This is a genomic window from Streptomyces sp. NPDC051913, assembly GCF_044593635.1.
In the GTDB taxonomy this organism is placed as follows: Bacteria; Actinomycetota; Actinomycetes; order Streptomycetales; family Streptomycetaceae; genus Streptomyces.
Genome location: NZ_JBIUCI010000022.1, coordinates 19,294 through 40,125, shown reverse-complemented (window position 1 = coordinate 40,125; position 20,832 = coordinate 19,294). Strand labels below are relative to the sequence as shown.

At 72.4% G+C, this 20,832-nt stretch carries 22 protein-coding genes and 1 pseudogene; 13 read left to right on the top strand and 10 right to left on the bottom strand.

The features are described from left to right. Positions 1-44: 44 nt before the first annotated feature. From ACIHIX_RS41255 to ACIHIX_RS41245, 3 genes are read left to right on the top strand one after another with little or no spacing between them, the layout of a single operon-like run. A complete protein-coding gene (locus ACIHIX_RS41255; protein WP_399965691.1) occupies positions 45-536 on the top strand; it encodes a MarR family winged helix-turn-helix transcriptional regulator in 492 nt (163 codons plus the stop codon). Further along, on the top strand, positions 533-982 hold the full coding sequence (locus ACIHIX_RS41250) for a MarR family transcriptional regulator (RefSeq protein ID WP_399965690.1): 450 nt from the start codon (positions 533-535) through the stop codon (positions 980-982). The genes ACIHIX_RS41255 and ACIHIX_RS41250 overlap by 4 nt, the downstream gene beginning before the upstream one ends. Before the next feature lie 49 nt (positions 983-1,031). Next, on the top strand, positions 1,032-1,379 hold the full coding sequence (locus ACIHIX_RS41245) for a tetratricopeptide repeat protein (RefSeq protein ID WP_399965689.1): 348 nt from the start codon (positions 1,032-1,034) through the stop codon (positions 1,377-1,379). Positions 1,380-1,452: 73 nt separating this feature from the next. Here the strand turns inward: ACIHIX_RS41245 and ACIHIX_RS41240 are convergent, their stop codons facing one another. Then, a complete protein-coding gene (locus ACIHIX_RS41240; protein ID WP_399965688.1) occupies positions 1,453-2,838 on the bottom strand; it encodes a PepSY-associated TM helix domain-containing protein in 1,386 nt (461 codons plus the stop codon). 134 nt (positions 2,839-2,972) lie between these two features. Between ACIHIX_RS41240 and ACIHIX_RS41235 the strand changes: the two genes are divergently transcribed. Continuing rightward, entirely contained in the window at positions 2,973-3,620 is a 648-nt protein-coding gene (locus tag ACIHIX_RS41235; RefSeq protein WP_399965687.1) for a peptide deformylase, read from the top strand. A 26-nt stretch (positions 3,621-3,646) separates the two neighbouring features. Here the strand turns inward: ACIHIX_RS41235 and ACIHIX_RS41230 are convergent, their stop codons facing one another. Continuing rightward, positions 3,647-5,071: a dihydrolipoyl dehydrogenase family protein gene (locus tag ACIHIX_RS41230; protein WP_399965686.1), complete on the bottom strand. Its 1,425-nt coding sequence runs from the start codon at positions 5,069-5,071 to the stop codon at positions 3,647-3,649. Between the two features lie 121 nt (positions 5,072-5,192). On the opposite strand from ACIHIX_RS41230, the gene trxA reads away from it, so the two are divergent. Beyond that, a complete protein-coding gene (trxA, locus tag ACIHIX_RS41225; protein WP_399965685.1) occupies positions 5,193-5,579 on the top strand; it encodes a thioredoxin in 387 nt (128 codons plus the stop codon). 25 nt (positions 5,580-5,604) lie between these two features. On the opposite strand, the gene ACIHIX_RS41220 is transcribed toward trxA, so the two are convergent. Genes ACIHIX_RS41220 through ACIHIX_RS41210 form a run of 3 tightly spaced genes read right to left on the bottom strand, consistent with a single transcriptional unit; the run spans position 5,605 to position 8,581 of the window. Next, positions 5,605-6,783, bottom strand: a complete 1,179-nt coding sequence (locus tag ACIHIX_RS41220; RefSeq protein WP_399965684.1) for a 4-hydroxybenzoate 3-monooxygenase — start codon at positions 6,781-6,783, stop codon at positions 5,605-5,607. A 32-nt stretch (positions 6,784-6,815) separates the two neighbouring features. Beyond that, positions 6,816-7,862: a LacI family DNA-binding transcriptional regulator gene (locus tag ACIHIX_RS41215; protein WP_399965683.1), complete on the bottom strand. Its 1,047-nt coding sequence runs from the start codon at positions 7,860-7,862 to the stop codon at positions 6,816-6,818. A 38-nt stretch (positions 7,863-7,900) separates the two neighbouring features. Beyond that, positions 7,901-8,581, bottom strand: a complete 681-nt coding sequence (locus tag ACIHIX_RS41210) for a TetR/AcrR family transcriptional regulator (RefSeq protein ID WP_399965682.1) — start codon at positions 8,579-8,581, stop codon at positions 7,901-7,903. A 100-nt stretch (positions 8,582-8,681) separates the two neighbouring features. Here ACIHIX_RS41210 and ACIHIX_RS41205 point away from each other — a divergent pair, with 100 nt between their 5' ends. Further along, positions 8,682-9,245 carry an NAD(P)H-dependent oxidoreductase gene (locus tag ACIHIX_RS41205; protein ID WP_399965681.1) on the top strand — a complete coding sequence of 188 codons (564 nt, stop codon included), beginning with the start codon at positions 8,682-8,684 and terminating at the stop codon, positions 9,243-9,245. Positions 9,246-9,311: 66 nt separating this feature from the next. Here ACIHIX_RS41205 and ACIHIX_RS41200 read toward each other — a convergent pair whose 3' ends face one another. Then, complete coding sequence (locus ACIHIX_RS41200) at positions 9,312-10,217, bottom strand: LysR family transcriptional regulator (protein WP_399965680.1); 906 nt, start codon at positions 10,215-10,217, stop codon at positions 9,312-9,314. Positions 10,218-10,349: 132 nt separating this feature from the next. Here ACIHIX_RS41200 and ACIHIX_RS41195 point away from each other — a divergent pair, with 132 nt between their 5' ends. Further along, positions 10,350-10,544, top strand: a complete 195-nt coding sequence (locus tag ACIHIX_RS41195; protein ID WP_329342296.1) for a hypothetical protein — start codon at positions 10,350-10,352, stop codon at positions 10,542-10,544. 44 nt (positions 10,545-10,588) lie between these two features. Here the strand turns inward: ACIHIX_RS41195 and ACIHIX_RS41190 are convergent, their stop codons facing one another. Both ACIHIX_RS41190 and ACIHIX_RS41185 read right to left on the bottom strand, forming a co-directional pair. Beyond that, positions 10,589-11,470, bottom strand: coding sequence for an LLM class F420-dependent oxidoreductase (locus ACIHIX_RS41190; RefSeq protein WP_399965679.1), 882 nt, complete (start codon positions 11,468-11,470; stop codon positions 10,589-10,591). A gap of 91 nt (positions 11,471-11,561) precedes the next feature. Then, on the bottom strand, positions 11,562-12,650 hold the full coding sequence (locus ACIHIX_RS41185) for an Lrp/AsnC family transcriptional regulator (RefSeq protein ID WP_399965678.1): 1,089 nt from the start codon (positions 12,648-12,650) through the stop codon (positions 11,562-11,564). A gap of 112 nt (positions 12,651-12,762) precedes the next feature. Here ACIHIX_RS41185 and ACIHIX_RS41180 point away from each other — a divergent pair, with 112 nt between their 5' ends. Continuing rightward, entirely contained in the window at positions 12,763-14,019 is a 1,257-nt protein-coding gene (locus ACIHIX_RS41180) for a M20 family metallopeptidase (protein ID WP_399965677.1), read from the top strand. Beyond that, entirely contained in the window at positions 14,016-15,440 is a 1,425-nt protein-coding gene (locus tag ACIHIX_RS41175) for an MFS transporter (RefSeq protein WP_399965676.1), read from the top strand. Before ACIHIX_RS41180 ends, ACIHIX_RS41175 begins: the two co-directional genes overlap by 4 nt. A 15-nt stretch (positions 15,441-15,455) precedes the next feature. Here ACIHIX_RS41175 and ACIHIX_RS41170 read toward each other — a convergent pair whose 3' ends face one another. Continuing rightward, the gene (locus ACIHIX_RS41170; protein ID WP_399965675.1) at positions 15,456-16,430 is read right to left on the bottom strand and encodes a TerC family protein; all 975 of its coding nucleotides are present in this window, start codon (positions 16,428-16,430) and stop codon (positions 15,456-15,458) included. 241 nt (positions 16,431-16,671) lie between these two features. Between ACIHIX_RS41170 and ACIHIX_RS41165 the strand changes: the two genes are divergently transcribed. The 3 genes and pseudogenes from ACIHIX_RS41165 to ACIHIX_RS41155 all read left to right on the top strand — a co-directional run bounded on the left by ACIHIX_RS41165 (position 16,672) and on the right by ACIHIX_RS41155 (position 19,505). After that, a complete protein-coding gene (locus ACIHIX_RS41165) occupies positions 16,672-17,646 on the top strand; it encodes an alpha/beta hydrolase (RefSeq protein WP_399965674.1) in 975 nt (324 codons plus the stop codon). Positions 17,647-17,732: 86 nt separating this feature from the next. After that, positions 17,733-18,359: pseudogene (locus ACIHIX_RS41160) on the top strand (PucR family transcriptional regulator); the annotation flags it as partial. Between the two features lie 759 nt (positions 18,360-19,118). Next, on the top strand, positions 19,119-19,505 hold the full coding sequence (locus ACIHIX_RS41155; protein WP_399965800.1) for a helix-turn-helix domain-containing protein: 387 nt from the start codon (positions 19,119-19,121) through the stop codon (positions 19,503-19,505). A gap of 8 nt (positions 19,506-19,513) precedes the next feature. Here ACIHIX_RS41155 and ACIHIX_RS41150 read toward each other — a convergent pair whose 3' ends face one another. Beyond that, complete coding sequence (locus ACIHIX_RS41150; protein WP_399965673.1) at positions 19,514-19,867, bottom strand: hypothetical protein; 354 nt, start codon at positions 19,865-19,867, stop codon at positions 19,514-19,516. Between the two features lie 130 nt (positions 19,868-19,997). Here ACIHIX_RS41150 and ACIHIX_RS41145 point away from each other — a divergent pair, with 130 nt between their 5' ends. After that, positions 19,998-20,825, top strand: a complete 828-nt coding sequence (locus tag ACIHIX_RS41145) for an aldo/keto reductase (RefSeq protein ID WP_399965672.1) — start codon at positions 19,998-20,000, stop codon at positions 20,823-20,825. Positions 20,826-20,832 lie beyond the last annotated feature (7 nt).

The following is a 20,832-nucleotide window of genomic DNA, read 5'->3' as shown; positions in this document are numbered from 1 at the left end:
AAAAACAGTAGCCATGTACATAGTAGCCATGTACTGTATTTGTCATGAGCAAGGGCTACGAGAAGGCGACGCCGGGCTTCCTGGTGTGGCGGCTGTCGATGAAGTGGCGGACCGCGGTGGATCGCGCGATGACCCCGCTGGGTCTCACCCACGCGCAGTACTCGCTGGTGGCGTCCCTGTACGGCATGCAGCGCGACGGCGAGCGGCCGAGCCAGCGACGGCTCGCCGACCACACCGGCCTCGAACCGCTCTATGTGTCCAAGCTGGCGCGCGCCCTGGAGTCGGCGGGTCTGATCGAGCGCACCCGCGACCCGCGCGACCCGCGCGCCGTCCAGCTGGCCCTCACCGAGCAGGGCAGGGACACCACCCGGCAGGCCATCCAGGTCGTCCAGGGGCTGCTGGAGCAGTTCCTCGCACCGCTCGGCGGGCTCGACAGCCCACGCACCCGGGGGTTCAGCGCCGAACTCGCGACCCTGCTCGACGCCCCTCTCGATCCACTCGCCCCCGACCGTGAGTCCGACAAGGAGTCGTCATGACCACCACCACACCTCCCCTGCTCAACCCGCGCGTCACAGCCCTGGCGCACTACGCGGCCCGCGCGGTCCTGGAGCGGGTCCTGGCCCGCCACGGCGTGACGTTCCAGCAGTCCGTCACCCTCCGCCTGGCCGCCGTCGCCGACGGGCCGGTGGAGCGGGAGCACATCGTCGACGGTGTCATCGGTTCACTGAAGATCGACACCGTGGAGGCCTCCGCCGTCGTCGACGAGCTGGTCGCCGCACAGCTGTTGACCCTTGAGGAGCCGTCACTGGTGCGGATCACGGAGGCCGGACGAGAGCTGTACGACACGACGTCCGCCGCGACAGCCCCCCTCACCGCCCGGGTCTACGCCGACATCCCCGAGGAGGATCTCGCCGTCGCCGGACGGGTGCTGACGCTGATCACCGAGCGGGCGAACGCCGAGCTCGCCGCCCTGAACGGTTAGTGGAATATTGAATCAATGGCCTCTGTTGACGGCGTCGAAGGAGGTCAGAGTGGACATGACGTACTACGACCACGGAACGCCGGCGGAGCGCTGGGAGCGCGCGCAGATGTTCTTCGAGGCCAAGGACTACGCCGCCGCGGCGCGCGTCCTGGGCAAGCTGGTCGAGGAGGTGCCGGAGCAGACCGGGCCGCGGCTGCTGCTGGCCCGCTCCTACTACCACTCGGCCCAACTGAGCCGCGCCGAGACGGAGTTGCGCATCATCGTGGAGCGCGACCCGGTGGAGCACTACGCCCGTCTGATGCTGGGCCGCACGCTGGAGCGGCAGAGGCGGCACGAGGAGGCCGAGCCGCATCTGCGCCTCGCGTCCGCGCTGGCCGGCGACTTCGACGAGCTGTAGGCGAGGCCGTACGACACGACCGGGGCCCGGTTCCTTCGCGGAACCGGGCCCCGGTCGTGTCGTACGGCGAGCGTCAGACGCGGCTCGTCCGCCGGTGCGCGATCTCGCCGAGCACCACGTCGGCCACGACGAACGCGGCCAGCGGGATGCCGAGCAGCGGGACGAAGTAGCCGAGGGCGGCGATCACCGCCACGCCCGGCAGCAGGATCTGCGGGGGCACCTTCTGCCAGGCCCCGCGCGGGATCGGACGCCCGAACGCGTTGCCGCGGCCGCGCATCCACCACATGCGGTAACCCCACACGATCAGCAGGATCAGGGAGAGCGCCACCAGCATCAGGACGATCTGGTTGACGAGCCCGAAGAGGGTGCCGGTGTGCAGATCGATGCCCCAGCGGGTCAGCTTCGCGAGCACCGGGAAGTCGTCGAACCGCAGCGCGTCGGTGACCTCGCCGGTGGTCGGGTCGATCGCGACCGCGTCCTGCTTCTCCGGCCAGCTGCGCTGGATCTGCTTGACCACGTATGCCGAGGACGCGTCGGCCGGCGGCACGATCTCGACGGGGTCGCCGAGACCTTCGGCGCGGGCGGCGGCCAGGACCTTGTCGAGGCCGACGCCGTGTTCGGCGTCCCCGGCCGAGGCTGAGGCGCCGTGCCCGGAGTGGTCGCCGCCCGCGGTCGCCGACACCGAGGGCGTGGTCTGGTTCAGCGAGGTGCGCAGGTCGTCGATGCTCGCGCCGGCGTAGGTGGACCAGGTCAGGCCGGTCACCGACAGGAAGAAGAAGCCGAGCGCGGCCCAGACGCCCACGGTGCCGTGCAGCCCGAGGGTGCGCCGTCGCCCTTCGGTGCCGCGCACCTTGCGCCGGGCCCGGCGCCGGGTGAACCACAGCACCAGGCCGGCCCCGGCGATCACCCACAGCCAGCTCGCGGCGAACTCGCTGTAGAGACGGCCGGTCTCGCCGAGGTGCAGATTGCGGTGCAGCTCGGAGATCCAGGTGCGCAGCGGCAACGCCCCCGTGGAACCGTACTGTTCGAGGGAGCCCTCGACCTTGCCGGTGTACGGGTCGACGAAGACCGCGAGGGTGTGGTCCGGGTTGACCCCCTTGACGCCGGAGAGCAGGACCCGGGTGGTCGCGTCGTCCGCCGGGGAGGGACGTACGGCGGCGACGGCACCCTCGGGGTGGGCCTCGCGGGCGGCGGTGACCTGCTCGGAGATCGGCAGCTTGGCGTCGCCGACGGCGGAGACCGTCATCTCGTCGGCGTACAGGAGCTTCTCCGCCTGGAACGAGGCGGCGTACAGGAACCCGGTGACGGCCGCCACCAGCAGGAAGGGCGCGACGAACACTCCGGCGTAGAAGTGCAGACGCAGCACCAGCGGGCGCAGCGGCGCCCAACTGCCGGTTCTGGGAGGCGGGTCGGCGGCCTTCGGGGCCTCGTCTGTGGTCGTCGGGGGAGCGGAGGTCATCGGCGGCTTACTCCGGAGGGTGGGGACGTGCGCGGCTGGTCGGTCGGTCCAGTAGTCGGGAGAAACGCGCCCTGAGTTCCCGGGGGTTGAAGTGTCCTGCGTCACACGAGCGGAGGGCATGGCATCCTGGCGCGATGGCAACTCCCCGTGATCACGCGCCCCTTGCCGAGCTGGTCGAGGAACTCCTCGCCGTCGACGGCCCGCTGCCGATCGTGGCGGCCGGCGATCCGGTGCTGCGCCGCGGCGCCGAGCGTTTCGAGGGGCAGCTGGACCCCGCGCTGCTGGCCCGGTTCGTCGAGGCGCTGCGCGTCACCATGCACGCGGCTCCCGGCGTGGGCCTCGCAGCGCCGCAGGTGGGCGTGCCGCTGCGGATCGCGGTGATCGAGGACCCGGCGCCGGTGCCGGACGAGGTGCGCCTCGCGCGGGGACGGGTGCCGCAGCCGTTCCGGGTCCTGGTCAATCCGTCGTACGTCGGGGTCGGCCCCGCGCGGGCCGCGTTCTTCGAGGGCTGTCTGAGCGTCCCGGGCTGGCAGGCGGTCGTGGACCGGCACGACCGGGTGCGGCTGACGGGCGAGGACGAGCACGGGCGCACCGTGGACGAGGTGTTCTCCGGGTGGCCCGCGCGGATCGTGCAGCACGAGACGGACCACCTGGACGGCACGTTGTACCTCGACCGGGCGGAGCTGCGCTCGCTCTCCTCGAACCAGGCGATGGTGGAGCGCTGGGCCCAGCCGACACCCAGGGAGGCGGCCGCCTCCCTGGGGTTCAGGCTGCCGGGCTGACGGTCACCCGGGGGCCGTATCGGCCGTCAGCTGTCGCGGAACGTCTCCAGCAGGCGCAGCCACACCTCGCTGATCGTCGGGTAGGACGGCACCGCGTGCCAGAGGCGGCTGAGGGGCACCTCGCCCACGACCGCGACGGTCGCCGAGTGGATGAGCTCGCCGACTCCCGGGCCCACGAAGGTGACACCGAGCAGGACCTCTCGCTCCAGGTCGACCACCATGCGGGCGCGGCCCCGGTAGCCCTCGCCGTACAGGCTCGCCCCGGAGACGTTCCCGAGGTCGTAGTCGACCGCGCGGACCCGGTGGCCCGCCTGTTCGGCCTCGGCGAGGGAGAGGCCGACGGCGGCGGCCTCCGGGTCGGTGAAGACGACCTGCGGTACCGCGGCGTGGTCGGCGGTGGCGGCGTGCGCGCCCCAAGGGTCGGACTGGACGTCGGTCCCGGACGCCCGCGCCGCGATGGCGGCGCCGGCGATGCGGGCCTGGTACTTGCCCTGGTGGGTGAGGAGGGCGCGGTGATTGACGTCGCCGACGGCGTAGAGCCAGTCGGTGCCGTTGACGCGGAGGCTGTCGTCGACGTCCAGCCAGGAGCCGCCTTCCAGGCCGACGGTGTCCAGGCCGATGTCGTCGGTGCGCGGGGCGCGGCCGGTGGCGAAGAGGATCTCGTCGGCCTCGATCCGGTCGCCGCTGTCGGTGACGGCGACGACGGTGCCGTCCTCGCGGGTCACCGACGCGAGGGAGGTCCCGGTGCGGACGTCGACGCCGGCCTCGGTGAGCGCCTCGGCGACCAGTTCGCCGGCGAAGGGTTCCATACGGTTCAGCAGGCCCTTGCCGCGCACCAGGAGGGTGACCCGCGAGCCGAGCGCCTGCCAGGCGGTGGCCATCTCGGTGGCGACGACTCCCCCGCCGACGACGATGAGCCGTCCCGGCGCGGCCTGGGCACTGGTCGCCTCGCGGCTGGTCCAGGGCTTGACCGCGTCGAGTCCGGGCAGATTCGGCAGGACGGCGCGGGTACCGGTGCAGACGGCGACGGCGTGCCGGGCCGTGAGGACCTGGTCGCCCACCGTCACGGTGCGGGGGCCGGTGAGGCGGCCGTGGCCCCGGTAGAGGTCGGCGCCGACGCTCTCCAGCCAGCTCACCTGGCCGTCGTCGTGCCAGTGGGAGGTGTACTCGTCGCGGCGGGCGAGGACCGCGGCGGCGTCGAGGGGGCCTTGTACGGCCGGGGCGAGTCCGGGCAGCCGGCGGGCGTCGGCCTGGGCGATGACCGGGCGCAGCAGGGCCTTGCTGGGCATACAGGCCCAGTACGAGCACTCGCCGCCGACCAGTTCGCTCTCCACGACCGCGGTGGAGAGGCCGGCCGCACGGGTGCGGTCGGCGACGTTCTCCCCCACGGGCCCGGCCCCGAGCACCACTACGTCATAGGTGCTGTTCACAGTGGATTCCGTTTCCGTCATGGGGTCAGTCTGCTGGGTGGTGTGCGCTCGGGCCACATGGGTACGCGCGCGGAATACCTACTCGGCAGGCCGTGTTTGTGCGCATGGCTAGGCCCCGACACCAGGAAGAGGGATGCACGCCATGAGCAAGACCGTGGAGCTCACCAAGGAGAACTTCGACCAGACGGTCACGGACAACGACTTCGTCCTGATCGATTTCTGGGCGTCCTGGTGCGGGCCGTGCCGTCAGTTCGCGCCGGTCTACGACAAGGCGGCAGAGGAGAACCCGGACCTGGTCTTCGGCAAGGTCGACACCGAGGCGCAGCCGGAGCTGGCCGCCGCCTTCGGTATCCAGTCGATTCCGACCCTGATGATCGTCCGTGACCGGGTGGCCGTGTTCGCGCAGCCGGGCGCCCTCCCGGAGGCCGCGCTGACGGATGTGATCGGGCAGGCCCGCAAGCTGGACATGGAAGAGGTCCGCAAGGCGGTCGAGGAGCAGCAGGCGAGCGCGGAGCAGAACGGCCAGTAGTGCCGGGGGACTTGCCCTGGGGTGCTCACCACTCCAGGGGAAGTCCCGTGTAGTGCGCGGCCAGTTCGGCGGCCGCGTGGCGGGAGGACGTGATCCGTCGCAGCCGGGCGAGTTGGAGCCGGTGGTCGAAGGGGTCGGCGTCGGGGCGGGTGTGCAGCATCGTCGTCATGTCGTAGGAGAACCGGGTGGCCTGCCAGACCCGGGCGAGGCATGACGCGGAGTAGCGGTCGAGGAGTTGCTCGGACCCGGTGCGGTGGAGCTCGGCGAAGGCGCGGGCGAGCAGTCGGACGTCGGAGACCGCGAGATTGAGGCCCTTGGCGCCGGTCGGCGGGACGATGTGCGCGGCGTCACCGGCGAGCAGGAGGCGTCCGTGGCGCATCGGCTCGTGGACGTGACTGCGCATCGGCGTCACGGACTTGGCGGTGATCGGGCCGCGGTTCAACGTCCAGTCGGCGTCGATGGCGAAGCGGGCGGCCAGCTCGTCCCAGACGCGGTCGTCCGACCAGTCGCCGGGGTCGGTGCCGTTGGGCACCTGGAGGTAGAGCCGGGACACCTGCGGTGAGCGCATGCTGTGCAGGGCGAAGCCGCCCTCGCCGCGCGCGTAGATCAACTCGTCGCAGGACGGGGCGACATCGGCGAGGATCCCGAGCCAGGAGTACGGGTGGTCGTGGGCGTACGTCCGTCCGGTCCCGGCCGGGAAGGTGTCGCGGGCGATGCCGTGGAAGCCGTCGCAGCCGACGACCCAGTCGCAGTCCAGGGTCTGCTCGCTCCCCTCGTACAGGAACCGTACGACGGGCGCCTCGGTCTCCGGCTTCTCGATGACGAGCGCCTCCGCCTCGAACAACAGCGGTGGCCCGTCGTCCAGTTGAAGGGCGACGAGGTCTTTGACGATCTCGGTCTGGGCGTAGATGGTGACCGTGCGGCCACCGGTGAGGACCGGGAAGTCGAGGTGGTGGCGTTCCCGGTCGAAGCGCAGCTCGATGCCCTGGTGGACCAGGCCCTGCGCGGTCAGCCGCTCGGCCGCGCCGCACTCGCGCAGGGAGTCGACCGTGCCCTGCTCCAGCATTCCGGCGCGCTGGCGCTGCTCGACGTACCCCTGGGTGCGCGCCTCCAGGACGACGCAGTCGACGCCCGCGCGGTGCAGCAGGCGGGCCAGGAGCAGTCCGGCGGGGCCGCCGCCGATGATGCCGACCGTCGTGCGCATGGGCCCACCTCCCGTGGCTGCGACCCAGGTTGTCAGCTCGACTCGCGGTGCACCACCGTGGCTTCCAGCACTTTGTGGGTCTCGGGTGCGGCGGCGGGGTCGCGCACCGCGCGGTCGACGAGTTCGGCGAGGTCGCGGCCGGAGGGCAGTTCCAGGCGGACCGTGCTGAGGCGGGGCCGCAGGAGCCGGCCGAGCATGAGGTCGTCGGCGCCGATCACGGCCGTCTCGCCGGGGATGTCGATGCCCTCGTCGAGCAGGGCGCGCGTCAGCAGCATCGCGTACTCGTCGTTGTACGCGAACACCGCGTCGAGGCCGAGTTCCCGCCAGCGGGCGGCGAGCCGGGCCCCGGCCTCCTCGGTGTAGGCGAGGGGCAGGTCGGTGACGGTGGCGTCGGTGTCGCGCAGGGCGGCGCGCACCCCGCTGAGGCGGGGCAGGGAGAAGGCCTCCAGGCCCGCCTCCTCGGGGACGACGACGCCGATGCGCCGCCTGCCGCGCTCGTACAGATGGCGTCCGGCGCGGTGGCCGACCGCCTCGTGGTCCATGAGGAGGGCGTGAGCGCCCTCGACGGTCTCGGGGCCGAGGGTCACGACGGCCCGGGCGCCGGAGCGCTTGAGCACGGCGACGCCCTTCGGGCCGAGTCCGGCGCCGGGCACCAGGACGGCGACGGGCCGCAGCTCGGCCCAGGCACGGGCGGCCTCGTCGCCGTGGAGTCCGACGCTGCCGTGCTGGACGACGGTGTAGTCGAGGCGGCTGAGGGCCCACTGGAGCTCGTTGATGAACTGGCCGTACAGCTGACCGACCGGGATGGTCGGGGCGGGCATCAGGACCAGGCGGCTGTGTCCGGCGCGCAGGCTGCGGGCGGCCGCGTGCGGTACGTACCCCAGCTCTTTGGCGGCCTCGTGGACCCGGCGGCGGGTGGGCTCGCTGATCCGGACGGCGCTGGTGTTGTTCAGGACGTAGGAGACGGTCGCGCGCGAGACGCCGGCCAGGCGGGCCACATCGGCGCTCGTGGGCACGGAGCGCGGTGCGGGGGCCCCGGGGGCGGGCGTTTTCGGTATCTGCACCATGACGTACGGCATCTTTGCAGAACCTGTGCAGACGGCTCCCGGCGGGGCGCTCAGGCGGCCGGCGCGGTCCCGGTGACCCGGGCGACCAGGTCGGTCCAGCCGGCCTCCAGACGCTCCATCGGCATCCCGCACTCCCTGGTCAGATGGTGGATCTGCGCCGCGTCGAGGTACGCGAGGAGCGTGCGGGCCAGCAGCTCGCAGTCGGCGTCCGGGACGATCTGCCGCAGCAGGATCGTGACGTGCATGGCCAGGGCCCGGTACGACGGGTGGGAGAACCGGCGGGTGGGCTCCGGCTCGGCGGCGAGCTGCAGGTCCAGCTGCTCCACCGAGCGGTACAGCAGCGCCACGCCGAAGGCGCGCAACCGCTCCAGGGGCGGTGCGCCGGGGCCCAGCGGGGGCGGGCCGCTCATGAAGTCCGCCTGGAGCTGCTGCGCCGAGTGGTCGAGCAGCGCCATCAGCAGCCCGGTCCGGTCGCCGAAGCGGCGGAAGACGGTGCCCTTGCCCACCTGGGCGGCGGCCGCCACGGCCTCCATGGTGACCCCGGCCGCGCCGTGCTCGGCGATCAGCCGGGCGGCGGCCTCCAGCAGCCGGGCGCGGTTGCGCGCGGCGTCGGCGCGCAGGCACGGCTCCTCCTCGCGAGGGCCGAGCTGGAACAACTCGGTCTCACCCAGGGGACCTTGAGGCCGCGGGAAGGGCGGCAGGGCGGCGGACATGAACCCAGCGTAAAGCATCGGGAATGAAACTGGACCGCGGTCCGGTTAGAGTGATAGAACCTTAAACGGACCCCGGTCCGGATTGTGACGGCAGTGTTTCAGCACCCCTGGAGTTAGCATGTCTGTTCGTATCCTTGCGCTCGTCGGCAGCCTTCGCGCCGGTTCGCACAACCGCCAGCTCGCGGAGGCGGCCGTCAAGTTCGCTCCCGAGGGTGCGTCGGTCGAGCTGTACGAGGGCCTGGCCGAGATCCCCTTCTACAACGAGGACATCGACGTCGAGGGCAGCGTCCCGGCCGCCGCCGCGAAGCTGCGTGAGACCGCCCAGGGCGCCGACGGCTTCCTGCTCTTCGTCCCCGAGTACAACGGCACCATCCCGGCCGTCCTGAAGAACGCCATCGACTGGCTGTCGCGTCCCTACGGCGCCGGCGCCTTCGGCGGCAAGCCGGCCGCCGTGGTCGGTACCGCGTTCGGCCAGTTCGGTGGCGTGTGGGCGCAGGACGAGACCCGCAAGGCCCTGGGCATCGCCGGCGCCAAGGTGCTGGAGGACGTCAAGCTCTCCATCCCCGGTTCCGTGGTCCGTTTCGCCGAGACCCACCCGGCCGACGACGCCGAGGTCGCCACGCAGCTGACCGAGGTCATCGCCCGTCTGCACGGGCACGTGGGCGACACCGTCGCCGCCTGATCGTCTCGTGAGGGGCCGGAGCTCTTGGAGCTCCGGCCCCTCACGCATGCCTCGGCGCTCCGCAGATCAGGCCACCGCGGTCGGGGCCAGCTCCCGCAGCTCCGCCAACGCGGCCGCCACCGCGGGTCGTTCATGGCCGCCGCGCCGGGTGCAGGTGAGCAGTTTGCGGTGCGGATCGCCGGCGCAGGGTACCCGGGTGACGGGCAGATCCGCGGTGAGCTGGGCCAGCCGCGGGATGAGCGCGACGCCCAGCCGGTGGGCGACGAGCTGGGCGGTGACGTTCCAGTCCACGGCCTGGTGGACCACCGCGGGGCTGAACCCGGCCTCGCCGCAGGCCGAGATGACATGGGTGTGGCAGGGGCTCTGCGGCATGGGCGCGATCCAGTCCTCGTGCGCCGCTTCCGCGAGATCGACGCGCTCCCGGTCGGCCAGTGGGTGACCGGCGGGCACGACGAGGTCGAACGGGTCGTCCAGGAGGGGGCGTTGATCGAAGCGGACGTCGCTCAGCGGCGGGTTGTGCGGAGTCGCCTCGACGATCGCCAGATCGGTGGCGCCCTCGAAGAGCAGGTCGAAGCTCTCCGGTACGGCCGCCTCCTGGATGCGTACGGCCAGCCGCGGATACCGCTCCTGGAGCCGCACCGCCATCGGCGCCAGCAGCACCGAGATCGCCACCGGATACCCGCTCACCCGCAACGGCCCCGCCGGGGCGTCCCGTTGGGCGCGCAGGTCGAGCTCCGCCAGTTCCCAGCGGGCCTGGATGGCGTCGGCGTGCGCGAGCAGGCTCTCGGCGGCCGGGGTGAGACGGATCCCCCGGCCCTGCGGTTCCAGGAGGTCGACGCCCAGGTCACGGGCGAGCTGACGGATCTGCTGCGAGGCCGCGGACGGGGTGAAGTGCAGGGCTCGGGCGGCGGCGGTGACCGTGCCGTAGTGGGCGACCGCTCGCAGGACGTGAAGCCGGCGCAGGTCAATCATGAAGCCCACGCTTCAAGGTGTCGTCCGGAAAGTCAACCTGGACGTGTACGAAAGCGATGCCGCACCCTGGATCGTGTCGCGACGGTCCACCAGCCGCACCGGCCAACCGGCCACGACGTACGAGGAGTTCTCATGACCAGCACGACCCGCACCGGCTGCCCGCACTGCGGATGGCCGGACGACGCCGAGCCGTTCCAGGTGGTGTCCCGGCACGCGACCGCCGCGGGCCACACCCTGTGGACCCGGTGCGGCTGCGGCTCCCTGCAGGTCCGCACGGTCGACGACCGCGGCACGCGCATCGTCTCCCGCAGCGGGCCGGCCCAGTAGCACTCCGTAGTAGTCCTCAGTGGTCCTCGGTAAGTCCGTCAGGTTCAGTCGAGCCCGGCCAGGCGCTGGACGGCCGGGGCCGCGAAGCGTTCGATGAACTCCGCCGGCTCGCCGGTGCGCGGGGAGAGGATCACCGTCTCGATGCCGAGCTTGGTGTAGCCCGCGATGTCCCGGGTGAAGGCGTCGAGGTCGCCGGTGGCGAGCGGCTCGCCGGAGTAGGCGACGGTCTTGCGGATCGTGTCGTAGTCGCGGCCCTCGGCCTCGCAGTGACCCCGCAGGACGTCCAGCTTGTGGGCGACCTCCTCCGGGGTGGTGGTGAACAGGTTGCAGGCGTCGCCGTGGCGGGCGACCAGCCGGAGGGTCTTCTTCTCGCCGCCCCCGCCGATCATGATCTCGGGGCGCGGGCTGCTGACCGGGGCCGGTACGCACAGCGTCTCGGCGAGCCGGTAGTGCTTGCCCTCGAAGGGCCCGTTGGCCTCCGGGTCCCACATCCGGAGGCAGATCCGCAGGGTCTCCTCCAGCCGCTCGAAACGCTCGGCGAGGGGCGGGAACGGCACGCCGAGGCCCGCGTGCTCCCGGTCGTACCAGGCCGCGCCGATCCCGAGCGTGGCCCGGCCGCCGGACAGTACGTCCAGGGTGGTGGCGATCTTGGCGAGCAGTCCGGGGTGGCGGTAGGTCACCCCTGTCACCAGGGCGCCGAGCTGCACGGTGGAGGTACGGGCGGCGAGGTAGCCGAGGGTCGTGTAGGCCTCCAGCATCGGGTCCTCGGCGCCGTCGTTGAACTCCATCTGGAAGTAGTGGTCCATGACCGACAGCCAGCTCAGGCCCGCGGCCTCAGCGGCGTCGCCCGCCGCGGCGAGTTCGGCGGCGAGCGCCGGGCCGCCTCCCGGATGGTCGAACCGGTTGATGTGCACGCCGACCCGCATGTGCGTCTCCGTTCCGCTGGACTCCCGCCGACCTTCGTCGGCCTTCGACGTCCCGACCCCGCCGACGCTAGAACTTGGAGCGTTCTCGAAGTCAAGGGTTCCCGTCGGCCGGTGGTCGCCCAGGTGGCCTGCGCAGGCGGTCCAGGAGGGCCGCTTCGGCCGCTTCGGAGTGCGGGTCGCGCCAGGGACCGAGGGTGACGGCGCGCAGATGGCGGCCCTGGGGGTCGAGGAGGTGGCCGCCCAGTTTCATCGGCCAGAGCGTCAACGCCCGGTCAGCCACGTCGAGTTCCGGGAAGCGCTCGGTGAGCCGTGACTCGAAGGGGGCGATGTCGTCGACCGAGCGCAGCCAGGCGGCGAGCAGCAGGTTGTGCGGCCCGGACAGGGAGGCGCAGAGCCGGATCTCGCGCAGACCGCTGATCCGCTCGGCGAGCTGCGGGGCCCGGCTCTGCGGTACCGCGGCCCACAGCGACACCGAGACCGGCCAGCCGGACAGCGTACGGGCGACCTCGCAGCGGTGGACGAGGGCGTGCTCGGCGTCCAGCCGGTCCAGACGGCGACGGACGGTGGTGGCGCTCAGGCCGGTGCGCTCGGCGAGCCGAGCGGCGGACTGCCGGGGATCGTCGCTCAGCGCCTGTACGAGTTCCAGGTCGCGCCCCTGGAGCAGGGCGCCGCCCCGCGCCCGGGCCCCCGCGGTCGCCGTCGGCGCGAGCCTGCGGCGCTGTTCCTCGGTGAGCCGGTCCAGGCGCCAGCGGCTGCCCTCGGTGTGCAGGGTGGTGGCGACCTGCGTGCGAGAGGCGGCCACCCCGTCGAGGGCGCCGAGTCGGAAGCCGACGTAGCGGGCGAGTTCGGCCTGGTCGGAGAAGACGGCCGTGACGAGCAGGTCCCGGCCGCCGCTGACGTGTTCGAGGTTGAACACGTGCGGCTCCTCGGCGATCTCCGCAGCCACCTCGTGGAGCCGGCCGGCCACGCAGTCGACCTCGATGAACGCGACGACGGAGGGTGCGTGCGCATGGGCCGCGGGATGCACGCTGATCCAGGCGTGCCCGGCCCGGGTCAGCCGCGCCCACCGGCGTGCGACGGTCGAGGCGTCGAGACCGAGGGCGTCGCCGATCGTCTGCCAGTCGGCGCGGGGCGCGATCTGGAGCGCGGTGACGAGAAGGTAGTCGAGTTCGTCGAGCACGGGTCGCTCCTCAGCCTGACCGGATCGGCTGTTTCCTGCAAACGATCTGGGGCGCACGGCGGATTCCTGCACACGGGCGGCGGCGATCGAGGGTATCGACACCATACCTGCCATGTTCCAGCACAGCGACGCCCTCCCTCTCGAAGACTCCCTCGTCCGGCTGCGCCACGCGCTGCACCGCGAGCCCGAACTCGGGCTCGACCTGCCGCTCACCCAGCGCAAGGTCCTCGACGCTCTCGCCGGTCTCCCTCTGGAGATCACGCCGGGGAAAGGGCTCAGTTCGGTGACGGCTGTACTGCGCGGCGGCCGGCCGGGCCCCGCGGTGCTGCTGCGCGGGGACATGGACGCCCTGCCCGTGCAGGAGGACAGCGGTCTGCCGTACGCCTCGCGGTTCCCCGGCCGGATGCATGCCTGCGGGCACGATCTGCACACGGCGGGCCTGGTCGGCGCGGCACAGCTGCTCGCCGCCCGGCGGGAGGAGCTCGCGGGCGATGTCGTCCTCATGTTCCAGCCGGGCGAGGAGGGCATGCGGGGTGCCCCTCTGATGATCGAGGAGGGGGTCCTCGACGCGGCCGGCAGCCGGGTGGTGGCGGCGTACGCGCTGCATGTGACCTCGACCCTGCTGCCCACCGGGTTCGCGGCCGTCCGGCCGGGTCCGATGCTCGCGGCCTCCGACGCGGTGACGGTCCGGGTCGGCGGCGCGGGAGGCCACGGCTCGACCCCGCACTCCGCGCAGGATCCGGTGCCGGCCGTGTGCGCGATGGTCACGGCCCTGCAGACGATGGTGACCCGCACTGTCGACGTCTTCGACCCGGCCGTGGTGACGGTCGGCTCGCTGCACGCCGGCTCCGCGGGCAACGTCATCCCCGAACACGCCGAGTTCGAGGCGACCGTACGGACCTTCTCCCCCGAGACCCGGGCCAGGGTCAGGGCCGGGATCGAGCGGACGGTCCGCGGGGTCGCCGCCGCGCACGGTGTGGACGTCGACGTCGACTACCGGGAGAACTACCCGGTCACCGTCAACGACCCGCGCGAGGCCGCGTTCGCGCTGCGGACCGCCCAGGACCTCCTCGGCCAGGACCACGCCTTCGAGGCGCCGCGCCCGCTGACCGGTTCGGAGGACTTCTCCTTCGTGCTGCGCGAAGTGCCGGGCGCGTACGTCGGCGTCGGCGCCTGTCCGCCGGACACCGACCCGGCGACCGCCCCCATGAACCACTCGCCCCGGGCCGTCTTCGACGACCGCGCCGTCCTCGACGCGGCCTTGCTGCTCGCCGAACTCGCCGCCCGTCGCCTCCAGTTCGCCGACGAATCCGTCGGCGAGTCCGTCACCGAGTCCGTCGGCGGGTTCGTCGGCGAGGAGGGCGCGTGAAACCGGCCGAGGTCACGGCTCCCGCCGCCGCGGCCGAGCGGTCCGCGTCCGTGCGCGCCGTCGTCGGTCTGCTGGTCCTCTTCGAGCTGACCAGCGGCTTCCTCCAGGGCGGCATCGCACCCCTGCTCCCCGAGATCGGGCGCGAACTCGGCATCCCCGACGCCCAGTTGTCCTGGGTGCTCTCCGCCCAGCTGCTCGCCGCCGCCGTGTCCGTGCCGGTCCTCGGCCGGCTCGGCGACCTCCACGGCCACCGGCGGGTGCTGCGCGGCGCCCTCGGCTGTGTCGCCGCCGGGACGCTGCTCGTGGCGTTCGCCCCGTCCTGGCCGGTACTGCTGGCGGGCCGGGTGCTGATGGGGCCGCTGGCCGCCCTGCTGCCCCTGGAGATCGCCCTGGTCCGCGACCGGCTGCCGGTGGACGCGGCCCGGTCGGCGATCGCCCGGCTGGTCGGGTCGCTGGCCCTCGGCACCCTGCTCGGCGGGGTCGTCATGGGGGCGGTCCAGGAGGCCACGGGGGACGTACGCACCACGCTCCTGGTCCCCGCCGTCCTCGCCGTGGCCTGCGTACCCGTGTCCTTCCTCACCGTCCCCGAGTCGGCGCGCGCCACCGGCGGCCGGCTCGACTGGCCGGGCGCGGCGCTGCTGAGCCTGACCATGGTGCTGCTCCTGTCCGGGATCTCCGCGGCGCAGGACGCCGGCCGGCTCTCCGGCGGGGTGCTCGGCCTGCTGCTCCTCGCGGTGCTGCTCGGCGGGGTGTGGACGGCAGTCGAACTGCGGACGCCGGAGCCGCTGGTGGACGTGCGGGCGCTGACCGACCGCAGGGTGGCGCCGTTCTTCCTGGGCGCGTTCGCCTTCGGCGTCGTGTACTTCGGCAGCCAGTCGCCCGAGGCCACGTTCCTCGCCGCCGACCCGGAGCGCACGGGGTACGGCTTCGGGCTGTCCGCGCTGTCGATCTCGCTGGTGGCCCTCCCGGCGGCGGTGACAGCGGTGATCGCCTCCTCGCTCACCGCGCGCATCGCGGGCCGTCTCGGCTACGCCGCGGCGGTGGCCCTCGCCTTCGTCCTGATCGGCGTGAGTTTCCTGGTGACGGCCCTCCTGCACGAGGCGCTGTGGCAGGTGGCGGCGGCGAAGGTGCTCGCGGGGCTCGGCACGGGGGTGGCGCTCGGCGCGATCCCTACGGTGATCGCGGAGGGGAGCGACCGCTCCCGCACCGGGGTGACGACCGCCCTGTACAACAACGTCAAGACGCTCGGCGGCGCGGTCGCGGGCGGCGTGATGGCCTCCCTGCTGGCCGCGTCGGTGAGCGGGGGCCGGGGCGACGGGACGCCGACGGAGTCGGGTTATGTGGCGGTCTGGCTGCTGTGCGCGGGGCTGGCGTTCGGCGCGGCGGCGGTGACGGCGACGGCGACGGCGCGCAAGCGGTGACAGGGGTGGCAGCGGTCAGGAGATGGTCTCCTCCGGCTGCTTCTGCTCCTCCTGCTTCTTCGAGGCGCGCAGGCTGGTGAACGTGGTCACCGCGAGGACGAGGACGATGAAGCCGAGCGAGAAGGGGATGCTGATCTCGGGGACGTGCACACCGGACTCGTGGAGGGCGTGCAGCAGCAGCTTGACGCCGATGAAACCGAGGATGATCGACAGACCGTAGCTGAGGTGGACGAGCCGCTTGAGGAGGCCGCCGATGAGGAAGTACAGCTGGCGCAGGCCCATCAGGGCGAAGGCGTTCGCCGTGAAGACGATGTACGGCTCCTCGGTGAGCCCGTAGATCGCGGGGATGGAGTCGAGGGCGAAGAGGAGGTCCGTGGAGCCGATGGCCAGCATCACGACCAGCATCGGGGTCATGACCCGCTTGCCGTTCTCCTCGATCCACAGCTTGGAGCCGTGGTAGCGGTCGGCGACGCCGAAGCGCTCCTCGACCATCCTGAGCATCTTGTTCTCTTCGTACTCCTCCTCGTGGCCCCCCTTGCGGGCGTCCTGGACGAGCTTCCAGGCGGTCCAGATCAGGAAGGCGCCGAACAGGTAGAACACCCAGGAGAACGTGGAGATGATGGCCGCGCCGGCCGCGATGAAGGCGGTGCGCAGCACCAGGGCGAGCAGGACGCCGACCATGAGCACACGCTGCTGGTACTGCGAGGGCACCGCGAACTTGGACATGATCAGGACGAAGACGAAGAGGTTGTCGACGCTCAGCGACTTCTCGGTGATGAAGCCCGCGAAGAACTCCCCGCCCGGCCCTCCCCCGCTGAAGACGAGCAGCCCGATCCCGAAGAGACAGGCGAGCAGCACCCATACGACGGTCCAGACACCGGCTTCCTTGAGGGACACGTCGTGCGGTTTGCGACCGATGAAGAAGTCGACCGCGATGAGCCCGCACAGGGCGGCCACGGTCACCAGCCAGGTGGTGAGGGAGACGTTCACGTACTTACTCCTGGTGCGGGTGGGGCCGCCGGTGGGGCGTTGACAGCGTTGTCTCAGGTTCTGATGTCTTCCACCACCGGAGGGTGAACAACGGGTCACGACCTGGCAAGGTCGGCGTTTCACGCCGGTGCCACCCGCCGTTCGGCGGGCAGGTTCCGCCGGACGGCGGCGTCCGGGGTGAGGGGCACGGGCGAATGATGGGCACTCGAGCCGCCGTGTTCCCTCGTGAGGAGAAGATGCCATGAGCCTGGTCCCGCCGCCGTTCGACCCCGAGCTGGCCGCCGCCCTGGAGCTGATCAAGGACGTGATCTCCCCAGGGCTCACGCTCGACCAGATCGACGAGATACGCCAGGGACCGGGGATCGCGCTGCTGGCCGAGCTGGACCTCACCCTCGACGGCTTCTTCGAGGTCGAGGACCGCACGGTGCCGGGGCCCGAGGACGCCCCCGAGATCTCACTCCTGATCTGCCGCCCCGCCGCTCCGCCGGCCGCGGGTCCGCGGCCCGTCGTCTATCACGTCCACGGCGGCGGCATGGTCATCGGCAACAACAGGGTGGGCGTGGACGTCCCGCTGGCCTGGGCGAAGGAGATGGACGCGGTCGTGGTGTCGGTCGAGTACCGGCTGGCTCCCGAGCATCCGCATCCCGCGCCCGTGGAGGACGTGTACGCCGGGCTGGTCTGGACGGCCGAGCACGCGGCGGAGCTGGGCGCCGATCCGGAGCGGATCGTGATCGCGGGCGCCAGCGCGGGCGGCGGCCTGTGCGCGGCGCTGGCCCTGCTCGCCCGGGACCGCAAGGGTCCGCAGGTGATCGGGCAGGTCCTGATGTGCCCCATGCTCGACGACCGCAACGACACTCCGTCCGCCCACCAGATGGCGGGCGTCGGGGTCTGGGACCGTACGGCCAACGAGACCGGCTGGACCGCCCTGCTCGGCGAGCTGCGCGGCGGGCCCGACGTCCCCGCGTACGCCGCGCCGGCCCGCGCCGAGGACCTGTCCGGCCTGCCGCCCGCCTTCCTGGACGTGGGCTCCGCGGAGACCTTCCGGGACGAGGTCGTCGCCTACGCCTCCCGTATCTGGCAGGCGGGCGGGGTGGCGGAGCTGCACGTCTGGCCGGGCGGCTTCCACGGCTTCGACGGCTTCGCCCCGCAGTCGGCCCTGTCCCAGGGGGCGCGGGCGGCTCAGCTGCGGTGGCTGCGACGGTTGCTGGCGAACTGAGAGATGGAGGGTGAGGGACGACGGAGCGATGCGGCCTCCCCTCCGCCTCCTCCCCGTTCCTCTCTCGTATCCCGCACCATGGACCCATGAAAGAGCTGGCCGGGCGGCTGACCGCGCTGGACCCCGATGCCGGGGCCGCGGTCCAGGTGATCGCCTACTTCGATCGGCTGGCCGAGTCGCGGGCCGGGCTGGAGGCGCTGGTGCGGGGCGCCGCCGTGCTGGCCGGGGTGCCGGCGCGGCTCGTCGACGAGGAGCGGCGGGTGCGGGTGCGCGTCGAGGCGGACGGGACCCGGCGGGACTCCGAGGTGGCGCCGGATCCGGCATGGCCGTCCGCCGCGCTGTCGCCGGGCGGCGTTCCCGCGCTGTGGCTGGAGCGGGCGGGGGCGGAGCCGAGCGTGGTGGACGCGGTGATTCTGGAGCGTGCCGCCGGTGCGGTACGACGCGTGCTCGACCGCACCCGAGGGCGGGCCCCGGCGGATGATCCCGCCCTGGTGGAGACGCTTCTCGACGCCACGGCCCCCGAGCCGGCACGGCTGCACGCGGCCCGCCGACTGGGCCTGGACCCGACGGCCCTCGCCCGAGTACTGGCCCCGGGAGACGGCCCACCCCGCATCGTCGCCGCCGAACCGACGAACGAACCGCCCACAGGAAGGGCCGGCCCCACTCCGACCACACCCCCCACGGGGAGAACGGGCACGTCTCCGGCAGTACCGGCGGCGGGGAGAGCCGACACGACTCCTGGCGCTTCCCCAGCGGGGAGAGCCGACACGACTCCTGGCGCTTCCCCAGCGGGAAGAACAGACGCGGCTCCTGGCGCTTCCCCAGCGGGGAGAACAGACGCGGCTCCGGGCGCTTCGCCGGCGGGGACGGCGGGCGTGGCACCGGCGGCATCGCCCACGGGGAGGGCGGGCACGGCTCCGTCAGCGCCGCCCGCAGGCACAGCCGGCGCGGCTCTGGTCGTATCACCCGCAGCGGCAGCCGACGCAGGCTCGGCAATCCCGCCCGCGGAACGGCTCGGCGCCGGCCCGGACCTCCGGCGCACGGAGGGAGTCGAAGTGGGTCCTACCGTGCTTGCCGCGGGCGGAGGCGGCGCCGGGTCATCGGTCCCGACCGCGGACGGATCGGGTGCCGGCCACGCCGTCCCGACCGCACAAGGAGCGGGACCCGGTCACACCGTCCCGACCGCAGAGCCAGCGGCCGGCGCCGGTCCAGCCGTCCCCCGGTCAGGCGGACCTGGGGCCGGGGCTGCCGTACCAGTCACAGGGAGGACGAGTGCCGGGGTAGCCGCACCACTCGCACCTGGAGCCGGCGCCGGACCCACTGTCCCACCCTCGGGGAGAACCGGCGCCGCGCCTGCCGTACCAGCCGCGGGGAGGGCCAGTGCCGGGGTCGCCGTACCGCTCTCGGCGAGAACCGGCGCCGGACCCGCCGCCCCCGTCCCGGGAAGGGTGGGTGTCGGGCCCGCTGTCCCCGTGTTGCGGCTGCATGAGTCGTGGGCCGCTGCCCGTACCGCGTTGCGGTTCACCGCGGAGGAACCCGGGCGGCGGGTCGTGCGTGCCGATGAGTTGGGGAGTCTGGCGCTGCTCGCCGACCTGGTCGGGCCAGGGACGGAACCCCCGGCCGACGTCATCGCCCTGGACGTGGCCGCCGCGACGGCGCCGTGGTTGCTCGCGACGCTGGACGCCGTCGCCTCGACGACGAGCCTGAGGGCGGCCGCCGCCGAGATCAACGTCCATCACTCCACGCTCCAGGACCGGCTGGCCCACGCGGAGCATCTGCTGGGCTGGCCGGTGCGCACCCCGCAGGGCCGGTTCCGGCTGCAACTGGCGCTGACGATGCGCCACTTGGCCCGCCCCTAGGGAGACGGTCAGCGGAACTCGTGGACGACCTCGATCTCGCCGACGATGTGGGCGTTGAACTCGTCGAGCTCCTCCGCCGGTACCCACAGCTCCAGGATCGTCCGCCCGCCCGCCTGCTGGACGGGGTAGCGGCGCACGAAGTCGGAGTCGACCTCGAAACGGGTCACGTACCCGACGCCGCTGTGCCCGACGTTCCAGTTCCGGGCGATCTTCACCGCGTAGTCCTCGTTCAGGACGGGGTAGAAGATCGGCTGCTCAGGCAGCCGGGGCGGCCAGGCGCGCCAGTTCAGCTCGCGCACCAGGTCCAGCTCCTCGGGGCCGGTGGGGCGCCAGAGGGTCGTCGTGAGGCGAGGACTGGTCATGGGATCGATGGCTTTCGGTCGGATCGGGTGTCGAGACCATATCCAGCGGCCTGGAGCCCCGGCCACAGCATTTCCCCAACCTCATACCCGCGTTTGCTATTAACCCGCGTCTGCAACTACAGTCGTCTGCATGAGTACGCCCATCCCCACCGTCACCCTCAACAACGGCATCGAGATCCCGCAGCTCGGCTTCGGCGTCTTCCAGGTCCCCGACCCCGAGACAGCCGCGGCCGTCACCTCGGCCCTGGAGGCCGGCTACCGCAGCATCGACACGGCGGCGATCTACGGCAACGAGAAGGGCGTCGGCCAGGCCCTGGCCGCCTCCGGCATCGCCCGCGACGAACTGTTCGTCACCACCAAGCTGTGGAACGCCGACCAGGGCTACGACGCCACCCTCAAGGCCTTCGACGCCAGCCTCGCCAAGCTCGGCCTCGACTTCGTCGATCTCTATCTGATCCACTGGCCGACCCCGGCCCGTGATCTGTACCGCGAGTCGTGGCGGGCCATCGAGAAGCTGACCGGCGAGGGACGTGTCCGCGCGGCCGGCGTCTCCAACTTCCAGCCCGCCCATCTGCGCCGGCTGCTGGACGACAGCTCGCTCGTACCGGCCGTCAACCAGGTCGAACTGCACCCCGGTCTCCAGCAGCGCGAACTGCGTGATCTGCATGCCGAGTTGGGCATCGCCACCGAGGCGTGGAGCCCGCTCGCGCAGGGTGCGGTGCTGAGCGAGCCGGTGCTGACCTCGATCGCCGGGCGCTACGGCAAGTCGCCCGCGCAGGTCGTGCTGCGCTGGCACCTCCAGCTCGGGAACGTCGTGATCCCCAAGTCCGTCACCCCGGCCCGCATCCGGGAGAACGCGGACGTCTTCGACTTCGCCCTCACCGACGAGGAGCTGACGGCGATCGCCGGCCTGGACCGGGGCCTGCGGACGGGCCCGGATCCCGACACCCTCGACTGAGCGCACC